At 63.0% G+C, this 14,312-nt stretch carries 14 protein-coding genes; 7 read left to right on the top strand and 7 right to left on the bottom strand.

Annotated features, from left to right (window positions below):
- Positions 1-84: 84 nt before the first annotated feature.
- On the top strand, positions 85-1,137 hold the full coding sequence (locus tag P5W98_RS24710) for a porin (protein ID WP_421027401.1): 1,053 nt from the start codon (positions 85-87) through the stop codon (positions 1,135-1,137).
- 124 nt (positions 1,138-1,261) lie between these two features.
- On the opposite strand, the gene P5W98_RS24705 is transcribed toward P5W98_RS24710, so the two are convergent.
- A complete protein-coding gene (locus P5W98_RS24705) occupies positions 1,262-2,641 on the bottom strand; it encodes an MFS transporter (RefSeq protein ID WP_421027400.1) in 1,380 nt (459 codons plus the stop codon).
- Positions 2,642-2,816: 175 nt separating this feature from the next.
- Here P5W98_RS24705 and P5W98_RS24700 point away from each other — a divergent pair, with 175 nt between their 5' ends.
- From P5W98_RS24700 to P5W98_RS24685, 4 genes are all read left to right on the top strand, one after another.
- A complete protein-coding gene (locus tag P5W98_RS24700) occupies positions 2,817-2,966 on the top strand; it encodes a hypothetical protein (protein WP_421073373.1) in 150 nt (49 codons plus the stop codon).
- Between the two features lie 648 nt (positions 2,967-3,614).
- A complete protein-coding gene (locus P5W98_RS24695; protein WP_421027399.1) occupies positions 3,615-4,109 on the top strand; it encodes a hypothetical protein in 495 nt (164 codons plus the stop codon).
- Between the two features lie 427 nt (positions 4,110-4,536).
- The gene (locus P5W98_RS24690; RefSeq protein WP_421042748.1) at positions 4,537-5,184 is read left to right on the top strand and encodes a hypothetical protein; all 648 of its coding nucleotides are present in this window, start codon (positions 4,537-4,539) and stop codon (positions 5,182-5,184) included.
- Between the two features lie 263 nt (positions 5,185-5,447).
- Positions 5,448-6,092: an FMN-dependent NADH-azoreductase gene (locus P5W98_RS24685; protein ID WP_421027397.1), complete on the top strand. Its 645-nt coding sequence runs from the start codon at positions 5,448-5,450 to the stop codon at positions 6,090-6,092.
- A gap of 22 nt (positions 6,093-6,114) precedes the next feature.
- On the opposite strand, the gene P5W98_RS24680 is transcribed toward P5W98_RS24685, so the two are convergent.
- Complete coding sequence (locus tag P5W98_RS24680; RefSeq protein WP_421027396.1) at positions 6,115-7,071, bottom strand: LysR family transcriptional regulator; 957 nt, start codon at positions 7,069-7,071, stop codon at positions 6,115-6,117.
- Between the two features lie 101 nt (positions 7,072-7,172).
- Between P5W98_RS24680 and P5W98_RS24675 the strand changes: the two genes are divergently transcribed.
- A complete protein-coding gene (locus P5W98_RS24675; protein ID WP_421027395.1) occupies positions 7,173-8,531 on the top strand; it encodes an NAD(P)/FAD-dependent oxidoreductase in 1,359 nt (452 codons plus the stop codon).
- A 49-nt stretch (positions 8,532-8,580) separates the two neighbouring features.
- On the opposite strand, the gene P5W98_RS24670 is transcribed toward P5W98_RS24675, so the two are convergent.
- The 4 genes from P5W98_RS24670 to P5W98_RS24655 are packed head-to-tail and all read right to left on the bottom strand — an operon-like array spanning position 8,581 to position 12,279.
- Positions 8,581-8,817, bottom strand: coding sequence for a helix-turn-helix domain-containing protein (locus tag P5W98_RS24670; protein ID WP_421027394.1), 237 nt, complete (start codon positions 8,815-8,817; stop codon positions 8,581-8,583).
- Between the two features lie 17 nt (positions 8,818-8,834).
- Positions 8,835-9,971, bottom strand: a complete 1,137-nt coding sequence (locus P5W98_RS24665; protein WP_421027393.1) for a DUF2817 domain-containing protein — start codon at positions 9,969-9,971, stop codon at positions 8,835-8,837.
- A gap of 18 nt (positions 9,972-9,989) precedes the next feature.
- Positions 9,990-11,201 carry a 2Fe-2S iron-sulfur cluster-binding protein gene (locus P5W98_RS24660; protein ID WP_421027392.1) on the bottom strand — a complete coding sequence of 404 codons (1,212 nt, stop codon included), beginning with the start codon at positions 11,199-11,201 and terminating at the stop codon, positions 9,990-9,992.
- Position 11,202: 1 nt separating this feature from the next.
- On the bottom strand, positions 11,203-12,279 hold the full coding sequence (locus tag P5W98_RS24655) for a Rieske 2Fe-2S domain-containing protein (RefSeq protein ID WP_421027391.1): 1,077 nt from the start codon (positions 12,277-12,279) through the stop codon (positions 11,203-11,205).
- A gap of 143 nt (positions 12,280-12,422) precedes the next feature.
- Here P5W98_RS24655 and P5W98_RS24650 point away from each other — a divergent pair, with 143 nt between their 5' ends.
- Positions 12,423-13,370, top strand: a complete 948-nt coding sequence (locus P5W98_RS24650) for a LysR substrate-binding domain-containing protein (protein WP_421027390.1) — start codon at positions 12,423-12,425, stop codon at positions 13,368-13,370.
- 13 nt (positions 13,371-13,383) lie between these two features.
- On the opposite strand, the gene P5W98_RS24645 is transcribed toward P5W98_RS24650, so the two are convergent.
- On the bottom strand, positions 13,384-14,157 hold the full coding sequence (locus P5W98_RS24645) for an ABC transporter substrate-binding protein (RefSeq protein WP_421028011.1): 774 nt from the start codon (positions 14,155-14,157) through the stop codon (positions 13,384-13,386).
- Between the last annotated feature and the right edge of the window lie 155 nt (positions 14,158-14,312).

Raw genomic sequence — 14,312 nt, 5'->3', positions numbered from 1 at the left:
CTCGTTCAACAGAGCAAATCGAGCATCGCGAGGAGACCCCCAATGAAGAAGTGTTTGTTGGCGCCCGTGTGCATGGCGCTTGGCATGACTAATTTTTCTGCTGCATATGCACAAAGCAGCATCACGCTGTATGGCAGTCTGGACGCGGGCGTGGGCTACGTCAGCAATCTGCATGGCTCGCACGCGTTCATCGCCGAACAGGGTACTTTCCAGGCCGACCGCTGGGGCCTCACGGGCACCGAGGATCTGGGCGCGGGGCTGAAGACCGTGTTCAAGCTGGAGTCGGGCTTCTCCACGCTGAGCGGCGCAATGTCGAGCGCAGGCACGCTCTTCAACCGCCAGGCCTGGGTGGGTCTTGCGAAGAGCGGCATCGGCACCGTCACGCTTGGCCGCCAGACCGACTTCCACTTCGAAATGCTCGGCCCGCTGTCGACCGCCCAGTCGCTCGGCGACTTCTCCGCCTTTCATCCGGGCGACGTCGACGGGCTGGCCAATACCGTGCCCGTCGAACTGTCCAATACCGCCAAGTTCGTGAGCCAGCCGTTCGCAGGCCTCACCATTGGCGCGCTCTATGGCTTCACGAATTCAAGCAGCAGCACGACGGGACACACCATCAGCTTCGGCGCGAACTATGGCTACGGACCGCTAAAGCTGGCCGCCGCGTGGTCGGAGTACCACGACCGCGCGCTCAACCTGGCCGGCGGGCTGGGCCTGAATGCGTTCGAGGGCGTGAACCTGTCCAACGGCGCGCCGGTCGTGGCCGACCGCGTGCGCAATGCGGGCATCGGCGGCAGCTATCAGTGGGGGCGAGTCCAGTTGCATGCGCTCTACACGCAGGTGCGCATCGAGCGGCATGGCGAGGCGCAGGACTACCGCACCATCGACGGCGGCGCCAATTTCCAGGTCACGTCCGCCTATATGGTGGGCGCGGGCGCGTGGACCACGACGCTCGCCGGCAAGCGCTGGACCCAGGCAACGCTCGCCAATGTGTACTCGCTCTCGAAGCGCACCCAGCTTTATATGGACGTGATGGTGGAACGGGCCTCATCGGGCGCGGTTGCCAGCACGATGGGGATAGGCGCGTCGTCTTCGGGCTCGCAGACGGTCGTGCTGGCCGGCATTCATCACTTCTTCTAGCGCGCCGACGATCACGCCGACCGAACGCGCCTCGCCCACCACCGGCTGCGCCGTGACTTTTACTTCTCACTGCGCCCGCCTGGACCTGCCCCGAGCCAGGATTTTCCGCAAGCTCCCGCTGGTGCTAGTGCGAAAACCCGGAGGCCGTTTCGCTGAGACTCTTGCCCCGGGTTTCAGGGGCTAGCCATTGCGATACGCCGGCACCGACAGCGGCGATGCCGGCGGCAATCAGTATGGTCACTGAGGGGCCGAGATTAGCGATGGACCAGGGCATCAGGAAGGTGCCGAGGCCGGCCCCGATCCGGCTGAACGCGGCAGCGAAGCCCGTCCCGATCCCGCGGATCTCTGTGGGGAAAACCTCGCCAGGGTAGATGCAGGTTAGCGTGCCGCAGCCCGCGTTAAAAAACGAGAATGCGAGAAACAGGCCCAACACGGCCACGCCAGGTGCATCTGTCCACACGCCGAGGATAACGAGGATCACAGTGATGATCCACTGCGGCGGCACCGTCAGCGCACGGCGGCCGGCCTTGTCGATCAGCAGGACCGTCGCGACACTTCCGGCCAAAGCAACGGCGGACAATCCCACTCCTCCGGCGAGCCCGCCACCGAGGCCGAACTTCTGCAAGACACTGTCGGCGAATGTGGCGATCGCAAAGTACGGCGTGACGACACAGAAAAAGAAGAGCGACACGAACAGTGTGACCCGCCAGTACTGGCGGGAAAACAACATCCCGAAGCCACCGCCCGAATGGGGCGCCTCGCGCTCCATGTCGAGCATATCGGAGGCGCTTTCCATATACCGATAAGCGATGGAGCGGGCCTTGTCCGTACGATTCTTGCTCCACAGCCAGCGCGGTGACTCGGGCATGCCAATCCGGCCAAGGAACAATGCCATCGCGATGAAGGTGCTGGTGCCGAGGATGTTTCGCCAGCCGAGATCCGTATACCGGTCCAGACAGTAGCCCACGACGAAGGCGAACATGAAGCCGGCATACCACGCGATCAGCGTCAAGCCCATGAGCCGTCCACGGATCCGGGCTGGCGAGAACTCCGACAACAGTGGCCAACCAACCGAGTACTCCGCGCCGATTGCGATGCCCATCAGCAGCCGCACCACGAACAGTTGCAGCGGTAACGCGATAGATAACTGCGTGGATCCGACGAAGAACTGCATGACCGACGCAATCACAAACAACCCCATGTCGAGCATGAACAGGGGTTTGCGACCGAACTTGTCGCCAGCCCACCCACCCAACGGCGAGCCGATGAGGATGCCGAACAGCGCGCCCGCCGCGATCAGGCCTTCCCAGACCGCCGATATGCCGAGTTCGGCGGTCATTTTGCCGGACACCGGGCCGACAATCCCGAGAATATAGCCGTCCAGGAACGTGCCGCCGGTAAGCACGATGATCATTCTGATCATGAAGCGTCGTTTAAACGCTGCAGATGTCTCTTCCTCCATCGCGACGGCGGAAACCGCAGCAGCCTTTTCTAGCGAGGTCATGCGTATCTCTCCATTTTTTGCGGCACGCATCAGCGACGCCTCAATGCCGTACAGCGCCGCTCGAGCGGTTCGCCACAAGCGGGCAACTGGCCGGTTCGTGATGAAAATGGCGGTGGGCAGGCGTGCAATGGCGTCAGGCCAGACTCCACGTTCGAACTAGCCGCGCAGATCAAAAATGCAATCGACGCATTGGCTAGCGATGAAATTTTTGGGCGAGCCACCAGACGTTGCGGCGCAGGTATTGCTACGCCATTCACCCACCCATCGCGCTGCCGAACGCCGCGGCGCCGGTGGCGCGCTTGAGCAGAGCATCGTCAAGCGATGATGTCCGCGAGAATGGTGGGCGAGAGTGAGGATAGAGCATCCACAGTGCGCCATTCGCAAACGATTCCACTGACTGTCTCCGGATATTGCACAACGAATCCGCCCCGTGCACACCTTCGATCAGTCATGCACTGATCGGGTGCGCTTTCAGGGTTGATGGCGCCGGCGAATTCTTTGAGTGCCATAGTGATGCGAAGGCGGACTACGTTAGAATCCAACTGCTTGGCACCAGGCGACGTTATTTCAAACGATTCTATTTATCTGCACGAAATCGAACCGCAAATAAACCGTCAAGAATCGGCCAGTAAACGACATCAGCACGATGTTTCGCTTCGTTCTTCGTCCGGTCAACGATCAGTGCGAATGTGGCAACCGGTTTGGGCAGCGGCTTGCCTGCAATACCCAAAGGGAATCCGCGTCGTTACGGGTTTGGGCTGCTGACGATGAAACATCGTCTGCTCCCCTTTTGGGCCGATGGGAAATCTGCTATGGATATCCTCGCCATTCCTGAAGCGCATCAAGGTCGACTGACTGCGACAAGCCGTCCAGGGCGTCACCTCGTCACTTAGCGCAGGCACGTGCTATCTCGATAATGAATGGGGCCGCACGTCCCACCATGAGCAGACCAACAAGTCGAGAGGCCATCCCCATGACCATTACCAGCGACACAGCGCGAGGACACGCTATCGAAGTCAAGATCCCCGACGCCCCGGTTTTCAATGTTTGCCCCGAGCTCGGTTATTTCGAGGTGCTCGGCACCATGGAGCAACTCGCTGCCGAATCACTGATTCCGGACGGGCTCGAATGGCCCGCCGGTTTCACGCATCGGATCTGGAGCGACGGAAAATTCGAATGGTGGTTGCGCCGGCAGCGCCCGGCGGGCGCGCGCGGCCCACGGCGGTTCTATGCGGAGTTCGATTACTGGCGGCTGCGCTCGACCGTCTGCGGGCGGTCCATGAATATCGCGCAGGCGCAATGGATGCGCCGCGAAGCCGACAAGATTGCCGCGATCGGAAGCTGGACCCGCGAGGATGAGATGCAGCTTCACGCGGCGGCACGGGCGCACCGCGACGCCGCTTTCCAGCAATTCAAGCAACTCGTTCCGGCGCTCGCCGATCTGTCGAAGAAACGCCGCCGCGCATAAGCGCAATCCATGCCCCGGTGCGCGCACCGCCTCCGCCTCCTGCGTCCGCCCGCGATACCAAGGGCAGTAAGCCAGCGTCAACGCCACGAGAAACTGCACGCCGCGCAGCAAGGTCATGCGGATTCGCACGTCACGAAGGTCGTCAACAGCACGGCCGTCATGAGCCCCGCCCCCAGCAGCGAAGTCACCGGATAGCCTCGAATCCGGAACGCGAGCGTCCGCGCGCCATGGACATGGCACGCCGGGCTTGAATAGGCGTTCGGATTCGCGCAGCCCGTAGAAGTCAGGACATCACGATTTCCCCCAACATGTACGACGCGTTTGTCCTAGTATTGTTAGACGATTCCCGAATTCGCCCTATACGTGCCACCCGACAGTCGACAGAAGCAAGGGGAAAGTCATGCCAATGGAAAGACCGTGGAGAAGCGTGTTCCAGCCCGGCGATTACATATTTGGCTATGCCAATACGATCACGGGATTTGTGGAGGCGCATAAAAGCGAAGGCGCCTCGAACGAGGACAAGATTCAGGTGCTTTCTACGGACCGCTCGGAAGCCTTGAATGGAAAGGGCAAAGCAGCAGACAAGGAGTCGTTTTTGAAATCGCTGGAGCAACACCCAAAGTTCTCCGCCATTATCAGCGATTCGGAGAGAGGCATTCGCGCACCTGCACTCGATGGCTTGAAGCCCGGCGACGTGAAGAACAATCGGGACTGGCGCATCAAGTCCAAGGGATCGCTCTACTGGGCCACCATCGATGTGCATAAACACGTGCATTTCATACTAGATGGCATCGACATGGATGAGGTTGTTCACAAGACTCACACCACCGGGCCAATGCATGGTCGGGATACCCCTTCGGGAACACCAAGTTCGCAAAAAACCAGGACGATCACTCACGCCGAATTACGCTGGATCTACCGTAACAAGGTCTTGCCGCAAGTCCGGGAGCACGTTCAGTTCTGGCTGAACGGTGTATGTTGCGAGCCGCCCTGGCGGACAGATCCGGGGCTTTGGTCTCACTACGTTCCCAGAAAGAGCCCAAGCACCCCAGGGATAGAATTTGAACTCGATTAATCGGCGGCCAATGTCTGCTTACATTTGCCGAAATCTGCTGAGTGACGACGTATGGAAAAAAGTCGAAGCGATCTCGCCGGCCAAAGGCTTATCAGCACCGTGGTATGAACGACATGTGCAACCCGATGGTGCCGCCGCGCGCGTGGCTTGATAGGATCGTTCCTTAACGCATATAGCGCAAAAACCGCACTCGCCTCGCGAACATCGATCTTCACGAACGTTCCCGGATTGGATCGGTGCATGGAATCGGAGGCCATCGAGGCGTGAACCAGATCTTGCATATCGAGTGCAGCCCGCGCGGCGACGCCTCGGTCAGTAGCCAGGTGACGCGCTACGCGGTCGAGTCGCTGCTCGGTGAAAACCCGGACGCACGTGTGCAGCGGCGCGATCTGGGCAACGCTCCGCCGCCGCACCTGAGCGCCGAATTCGTCGATGCCATGCTGGTCGCGCCCCACGCGCGCAGCGCCGCGCAACACGGCGCACTCGCGCTTTCGGAACAACTGATCGAAGAACTCGAGTTGGCCGACGTAGTCGTGATGGGCACGCCCATGCACAACTACGGGCCGCCCTCAGGGCTCAAGGCCTGGCTCGATCACGTCATGCGCCTCGGGCGCACCTTCACCATGACCGCGCAAGGCAAGATCGGCTTGCTCAGGGATCGCCCCGTGATGGTCGCGGTCTCGTCGGGCGGTCTCTTTACCTGGGGCGGCGCGGCACGCCAGCCCGACTACCTCACGGGCTACATTCGCGCGGTGTTCGCGACCATCGGCATACGCAATGTCGAGTTCGTCACCGTCGAAGGCATGAGAAACGGCCGCGAACAGGAAGCCATCATGCTCGCCAGCGCGCGCCGCTGGATCGACGCCAACATCGTCGCGCTCAAGCGCAGGCAGCCACGGGGCATTTGAGCGCGCGAGCGCGCCTGGCTCCCTACTTCCTGCGCCGCGCGCCAGAGGAAGACAACATCGCCAGATCGATCACCGGCGCGCCCTGCTCGACGAGGAAATCGCGAAACAACCCGGTCACCTGCGAAATGCGCCGGTCGGCCAGCGTCACCACATACCATTCGCGCTCGACCGGATTGCCCGCGAACGGCAGTTCCTTCAGCAGCCCCGCGCGCAGTTCCAGCGCGCATGCATGACGCGACAGGAACGCCACGCCGAGCCCCGCTTCGGCCATCTGCTTGATGGCCTCGTTGCTAGATAGTTCGGATCCCACATGAAATCGGTGACCCGATGTCTTGAACAGACTCTCGACAGTCGTTCTCGTCCCGGCGCCGCGCTCGCGCACCAGCAAATGCGCCGATTCCAGGTCCTTCATTGAAATACGCTTGCGCTGCATGAGCGGATGGTCGGGCGCAGCGACGAACACCATCGGATGCTTCGCGAACTCGGCCGCATGCGTGCGCAGTTCCTTGGGCGGACTGCCCATGACCGCGAGGTCGATTTCATGCGTGGCGAGCATGCGAATGATCTCTTCGCGATTGCCCACCTTGAAGTAGGTCTTTACATGCGGGCGCGTCGCCGTGAATCGGACCAGCAGCGGCGGTATCAGATATTCGGCGGTGGTGATCGCGCCGATGCGCAAGCTGCCGCCCAAATCTCCCTTCAATGCCGCCACTTCGTCGCCCGCTTCCTGCCAAAGATGCAAGATCTCGCGCGCATAGCGCCCCACGATTTCGCCCGCCGTGGTCAACTCCACGCCCCGGCCCACACGCTGCAGCAACGCCGCGCCCACCGCTTCCTCCAGCAGGCGGATCTGCAGCGAGACGGCCGGCTGCGTCAGATGCAGCTCCTGCGCCGCGCGCGACACGCTTCCGAGGCGCATGACCATGTCGAGCGCCTTGAGCTGCCGGAACGTGGCCGCCTTACCTATTAGTGAAAGCATATGGGTCGCCTATAAACATTAAATTGTTCTTGGGTTCGCGAAACGATATCGTGAAATCCAGTCGCGCGACATTCAAACCGATTTCATTCTGGAAGACAACCATGGCACTCATCCCTGGCATTCTCGCGAAGGCGCGCGCGGCTAATCTGCCCCGCATCCTGATTGTCGGCGGCGGCGCCGGCGGCTTGCAACTCGCTACGCGCCTGGGCAGCACGCTCGGCCGCCGCGGGCAAGCGCACATCGTGCTCGTCGACCGCTTGCCGACGCACTTCTGGAAGCCGCTTCTGCACGAAGCCGCATCGGGCCACCGCGACCCCGCTTCGCATACGATCGAATATGCGGCGCAGGCAAAGCGCCACGGTTTCGAGTTCGTGCAAGGCGAATTGCAATCGGTCGATCGCGCACGCCGCATCGCCACCATCGGCGCGGTGCTCGACCACGACGGCGCGCAGATCGTGCCGCCACGGGAAGTGCCGTACCACGACCTCGTGCTGGCCGTCGGCAGCGTGACCAACTTCTTCAATGTGCCTGGCGCCGCGCGCTACGCGCTTCCGCTCGAACACGTGGGGCACGCCGAGGATTTCCGCAAGAAGTTCCTCGCGGCCTGCGCGAAGGTCAATCACCTCGCCGATGCGCCCGGCGCGCCGCTCGTTCGGCCGGTGTGCATCAACGTGATCGGCGCGGGCGCAACCGGGGTGGAGCTGGCCGCCGCGCTGCGGCACGCAGTGGGGCAACTCGCGGCGTACCGCTTCCGGGCGCTCGATCCCGACCGCGATGTCCAGATTCGTCTGATCGAAGGCGCGCCGCGCGTGCTGCCGGTGCTCGACCCGCGCATTTCGGCGCGCACGCAGGCGCAACTCGAGCGTCTGCATATCGAAGTGCTGACCGACACGCGCGTGGCGAGCGTCGAGGAAGATGCCATCGTGACTTCGACCGGTGCAGTACTGCCCGCCGATATGACGATCTGGGCCGCCGGTGTGGCCGGGCCCGCGATGCTGCGCTCGATCGAGGGACTGGCGCTGAGCGCGTCGAATCAGGTCATCGTGACGGATACCTTGCAAACGCCTGACGATGCGCACGTGTTCGCGTTCGGCGACTGCGCAGCCTGCCCGGTCGGCGGTTCGAGCCGTTACCTGCCGCCGCGCGCCCAGGTCGCCCACCAGCAGGCGGTCTACTTGAGCCAGGCTTTCGCGCGGCGCATCGCGGGCAGGGCGGTTGCGGGCTTCGTGTTTCGCGACGCCGGCACGGTAGTCTCGCTCGGCGAGTCCGGCGCGCTTTATCAGGCGGACCTGCGCTTGCGCGAGCGCTCCGTGATCGTCAACGGCCTGGCTGCGTCGGGCTTGTACCGGCTGCTGTATCGCAAGCACCTGTTGGGCGTGCACGGCACCCGGCACACGCTGCTCCAGACGCTGGGCCAGTTTCTGCAGCGCTACAACCGGCCCTCGATCAAGCTGCATTGAAGCATGACGGCGGCGGAGCGCGAATCGCGCATCGGCTCCGCTGCCCCGATCACGCGTCGTGCCCGGCCTCGATCGATTGCCACGTGCTGCGGAACCACTCGGCAATCGCCACGTTCTGCTCGAACAGCGAGTACTTCACGCCGCCGCCGTCCCACTTCTCCTCGAGATTGAGCAGTTGCCGGTTGACGGCCGAGCCGTCCACATGCAAACGCCGCGCGGCCTCGCGAATGGATCCGCAGCGGCAGATCATGTCGAAGTAGCGAATGGAGCGGGCGTGGACGTTCACGCGGCGATACCAGCAGATCAGGCCACGTTTCGAGGCGCTGCCGTGGGCGCAATGCCTGGCAGCGCCGCCAGCGCGCGCTCCCAGATCTGCCGCGTGCGCAGCCACACGAGCTCGCGCCAATCGGCATCGGCGGGCATGAACGCTTCGAACAGCGCGCGGCTGATCGCGCGGCCTCGCGCGTCGCGCGGGTCGCCGTACAGGTGCAGCCAGTGGTCGTCGCGCAAGGCCGTGTGCATGGGCGCTTCCGGGTACGTGCCGCATTCGATCACGAGCTGCATCAGATGCGTATCCGGCAACGCGTCCAGCAGCGCCTGCGAGGCGTAGCCCGTTGCGCGCGCAACTACACCGGTTTCGCTGATGGCGGCATCCGCGTGCGTGAGCAGCGTGTAGAGCCAGGGGCCGTAAAGGCGCTGCGCGTCGGCCAGCGCGGGATAGGTCGATTGCGCAATCGCCATCAGCATCGGATGGCCGAACGCGCCCGCCCCGGTATGCAGATCGAACGAAATCGCCACCTGGGCCGGTTTGAGAAAGCGCTGCACAATCTCGTGCAAGGTCCGGTTGGACCATGTTGCAGCATGGCCGCCATAAAAGAGTCCGTCCGCGTGGCGATATTGGCCCGCGCCCACGATCGCCTGCACACCCGACCAGCCGAGCGACTCGACTTGCCGCTCCAGCAGCGTATCGGCGTGGTGCCGCTGCGGACCGTCGATATCGGGGCACACGTAAATCTCATGCAGTTCCTCGTAGCGCGGATTGAGCGGCAATGGCGCGTCGAAGTCGACGTAGTTGCGATTCAGATCGACATTGTCTTCGTTCACGCGCCTGACCCACGCGGTGCCCCACGGATTGATCAGGTGCACCATCATCACCGCGACATCGTCGGGCAGGCTTCGCGCGGCCAACTCATGCAGCCATTGCGTCTGGCACGTCGATCCGTAGTAGCCCTCCACCCCGTGCGTACCCGACACGGCCACCAGCACGCGGCGCGCGGCGGCGTTGCCCAGCCAGGCGACGTCGGTCGCGAGCGCCTCGCCGTTGGGGCCCTTGAGCGGATGCGCGTAGCTCGTCACCGTTGCCCCCGCCAATTGCGCGGCGTGAAGAAAATGTTGGCGCTGGGCCGCGAAATCCGGTTCGACGGGAAAGCCGATCTTCATGAAATCCTCTGCGAGCCATCAAGCGGGTTGTGGGGAGCGCGCCGCGCCGCTTTGCGCGCACGCCTCGGACAACGCGAGCGTAACGTGTCCCGCGGGTTTCGCGCAGCAAAGCAGCACCGTACCTTCAGCGGGCGGGTCGAGTGGCGCAGTGGCGTACTCGACGTTGCCTTGCGCCAGCCGCGTCACGCAAGTATTGCAGATGCCGACACGGCAACTGAACGGCACGGCATAACCATGTTGCTCCGCCAGTTCGAGCAGCGACTCGCAGCGATCATCCCACGCCACGGGCGCAGCGTCCGGATGAAATCGAACAGTGGTTGCGTGCGCATCGATTTCCCGGATCGTCTCCGTGCGCGGGACCGCATCGGGCGATGTTTCGCGCGCAGGTTCCACATCGGCATCGGCTTCCAGCACGGTTGCAGGGCCGAAGAACTCGTAATGAATGCGCTCGCGCGCCACGCCGAGGCTGCGCAGGAGCCGCCAGTTGGCCTGCATGAACGCGGGCGGCCCGCATAGATACACTTCGTAGTCGTCGAGCGGCAGCAAGCCTTGCAGCGTCTCGCGCGTGATCAGCCCCTCGCTGTCGAAGGTCTGTGCCCGACGATCTTGCGCGGCGGGCTGCCGGTAGCAGACGTGCACGCGCACGTTCGGACACTCGGCCGCCACCGCCTGCACTTCGCGGCCGAACGCATGCACCGCGCCGTTCTCGCACGCGTGAATGAAATACACGCGCCGGTCCCGCGCGCCCGCCATCGCCCGAAGCCGATGCAGCATGCTGACGAGCGGCGTCAAACCCACGCCGCCGCTCATCAGCACGACGGGCCGCGTGATGTCGTCGCCGCACACGAACGCGCCCGACGGGCCCGCCGCTTCGAGTTCGTCGCCAACCTGCACCGCGTCGTGCAGATACGACGAGCCGCGGCCCGGCGCCAGGTCCTCGCGCCCTGCCGGGGCCGGTTCGCGCTTGACGGAAATCCGCCAGCGCGCCGTATCGGCCGGGTCGCCCGAGAGGCTGTAGGTGCGCAGCAGAGGCTCGCCGCCCGGCAAGGGCAAGCGCAAAGTCACGAACTGCCCGGCCACGAACGCAGGCAACGCCTCGCCATCGGCAGGCACGAGTTCGAACGAAACGATCGATGCGCTTTCGCGCGTGCGCGCGCTCACGCGCAAGCGGCGAAAGCCAGTAGGCGCACGGCTCGCCAGTTCCGCCGCGGTCTTGCCAGCGTCACTCATTTCATGGCTCCACGCGCTCGCGTTGCACGACGTGAGTCGGCGCAAGCGAAAGATTTTCCGTCTGCTGCTCGCGCTCGATCATCTGCGCGAGCGCGCGCCTGAAGCGCAGCGGCCCCGCGTCGATGGCGAGGTCGATGTTCGGCGTGCGCGCGTTCTGCATGCCCGCGTGCACGGCCGTCAACACCGCGCGGTCTTCCTCGAACGCATGGCGCACGTCCTCGTCGAACTGACGCGACACCTGTTCTTCGTCGGGCGCGAAGTTGCGCGTCTGAAACCAGTAGTAGCGCGTATGCGATGCGTCCACCGGAGTCATGAAGTTATACGAGTTCATCAGGAACACATCGGTATGAAGCGGTGCATCGTCGCCGCCCGTGCCGGCCGGCGTGAAGACAGCCTTGATGATCGCGTGCGACGGAAAACGCACTTCGTAATGCTGCTTGCGGTCGCAACGTCCTGCGAAGCGCACGAACTGCGCGTAGAACGGTGCCACCTCCACATCGCGCATCCAGCGCGACACGGTCACGCCGTGCGCGGTCGCCTCCGTCTTGAGCGGTTCCGCTTCGCAGGCCGCATTGCCGAACGACGAGCGATGCACCCACGCAACGTGCGAAGGGTCCAGCAGATTGTCGGTGACATAGAGATAGTGGCAGTCCACCGTCATGGCATCGCCGCGATTCATGCCCCACGCCGGATCGCCCCATTCGTCGATCTGCACGATCTTCGCGGGATCGGCCTGTGCGGGATCGCCCATCCAGATCCAGAGCAGGCCGTAACGTTCCGCCAGCGGGTAGCTGCGCACTTTCGCGCCGGAAGGGATCCTCGCGCTGCCCGGCGCGCGTACGCACGCGCCCTCGCAATCGAACGTGAGACCGTGATAACCGCACTCGACTTGATCGCCGACGAGCCGGCCCATCGAAAGCGGCAGCTTGCGATGCGGACACGCGTTTTCAAGCGCGACAGGCGTGCCGTCCTCGCGCCGGTACAACACCACGGACTCGCCCAACAGCGTCACTGGCGAGAGTTCGCGCGTCACTTCCGCGTCCCATGCCGCGACGTACCATGCATTCCTCAAAAACATTCCGTTGCCTCCACCTTGACGATTTCGTGTATTGGGTTCCAAGGATAAAAAGCCATAAAGCAAAAGAATAGATGTAAAAACCTGCCTGTTCGTTTAGAGTTTCTAAACCGTGAAATCCCGCCAGCGATTCGAGCGATAACGAAATGACGACGAACAGCTTTCCTCCATTGCGCGCGCTGCAGATCTTCGAAGCCGTCGGCCGATGCGGCGGCATCACCGAAGCAGCCCGGCGGCTAGGCATTTCCGCGGGCGCGGTCAGCCAGCAGATCAAACTGCTGGAAGACACGCTGGGAATGCATCTCACGCAAAAGGACGGCAAGCGGCTGCGCCTCACCGCGATCGGCCGGCAGTACCACGAGAGTTGCGCTGCGGCCTTCGAAAGCCTGCGCGTGGCGCATGCCGAAATAGAACGCGCGAAGAACACGCGCAATCTGAGTGTCAGCGCGCTGCCTTCGCTGGTGTCGAAATGGCTCGCGCCCCGCGTGCTCGAATGGCAGCGTCAGCATCCCGAACTGAGTGTGTATCTCGATGGCACGCACACAGAGCCGTCGCCGGACGGCTACGAAATCGACTTTCGCATCAGCTATGGCGAGCGCGGCCTGAATACGGAGAATGCGGTTGAACTGTTCCGCGATTGCGTGGTGCCCGTGTGCAACCCGCGTCTGCTGGAGTCGGGCACGCCGCTCGAGACGCCGGCCGGTCTCCTCGCCTACCCGTTAATCACGGTGGACTGGCAGCCGAAGTTCGCCTCGCCGCCGTCATGGCGCGAATGGTTCGCCGCCAACGATGTCGATTGCGCCGATTTCGACGAAAACCGCCTCGTGTTCTCGCTTTCGAGCGTGGCGATTCAGGCGGCCATCGACGGCTACGGGTTCACGCTCGCGCAAGGCTCGATGATTACCGACGACCTGGCCGCAGGCCGCCTCGTCATGCCTTTCGCGCTCGGGCTTGCGTTGCCGTCGCCCTACTTTCTCAAGTGGAAGCCGAACGCATTCGACCGGCCGCATTGCCGCCAGTTTCACCGCTGGCTCGTCACCCGTGGCAAGGAGCAGCAGCAGCGCAACGAGAGCCTGCTGAGCGTGATCGCTTGAGGCTCCGGAAACTTCAACTCGCCAGCACGTCGAAATCAAAATAACGCCGCGCGATCTTTTGATAGGTCCCGTCCTTGATCATCTCGCCAATCGTCTGATCGATCATCTCGCGCAATGCGTTATCGCTCTTGCGAAAACCGATTGCCGCGCCGGCGCCCAGCGTCTTCGCGTCGTTGACCGGCGCGCCAAGAAACGCGTAATCGCGGCCCAGCGGCGTTTTCAGAAAGCCGTTGCTGCCGGAAATCATGTCGGTCAGCGTGGCGTCGAGGCGGCCCGCGCGCAGATCGGTGTAGACCACTTCCTGATTCGCGTACGAGGTCACGTTGATGCCCGCCGGCGCCCAATAAGCCTTCGCATAGGCCTCCTGCGTGGAGCCTTGCGCCACGCCGATATTCTTGCCCTTCAATGACGCGACCGTTGGTTCGAGCCGCACGCCGCGCGGCCCGATCAACGCGCTCGGCGTCTTGAACAACATGGTCGAGAAGGCCACTTGCGCTTCGCGCTGCGGCGTCACCGACATCGCGGACATGATCGCATCGAACTTGCGGCCCTGCAGTGCAGGAATGATGCCGTCGAACGCGGTTTCGACCCAGATGCACTTTGCGCGAAGCCGCCTGCAGATTTCGTTGCCGAGGTCGATTTCGAAACCCACGAGCTTGCCGTCCGGCGCTTTGGACTCGAACGGGGCATAGGTCGGATCGACGCCAAACTTCAACTCGGTCAATTCCTTCGCGTGGGCGGAAAGCGCCGCAACGGACAGCGCGACGCACACCAGCGTCTTCTTCATGGCAATCATGGGCATTCCTGTTCTAAAGGAGTGGTGTTCGGGGCGAACAATAACAACAAGGCCCCAAGCATATGGACTCAAAAAATCGAAGAATAGAGGTGTGCTAGTGCACGATGCTTAAGTTTTTCTAAAACGTATTGCATGCCGGAGCGTCC

The sequence above is a fragment of the Paraburkholderia sp. A1BS-2L genome (assembly GCF_051125205.1).
GTDB lineage: Bacteria > Pseudomonadota > Gammaproteobacteria > Burkholderiales > Burkholderiaceae > Paraburkholderia.
Note: the sequence above shows the minus strand (reverse complement) of the source record. Positions and strands in the feature narration are given on the sequence as shown.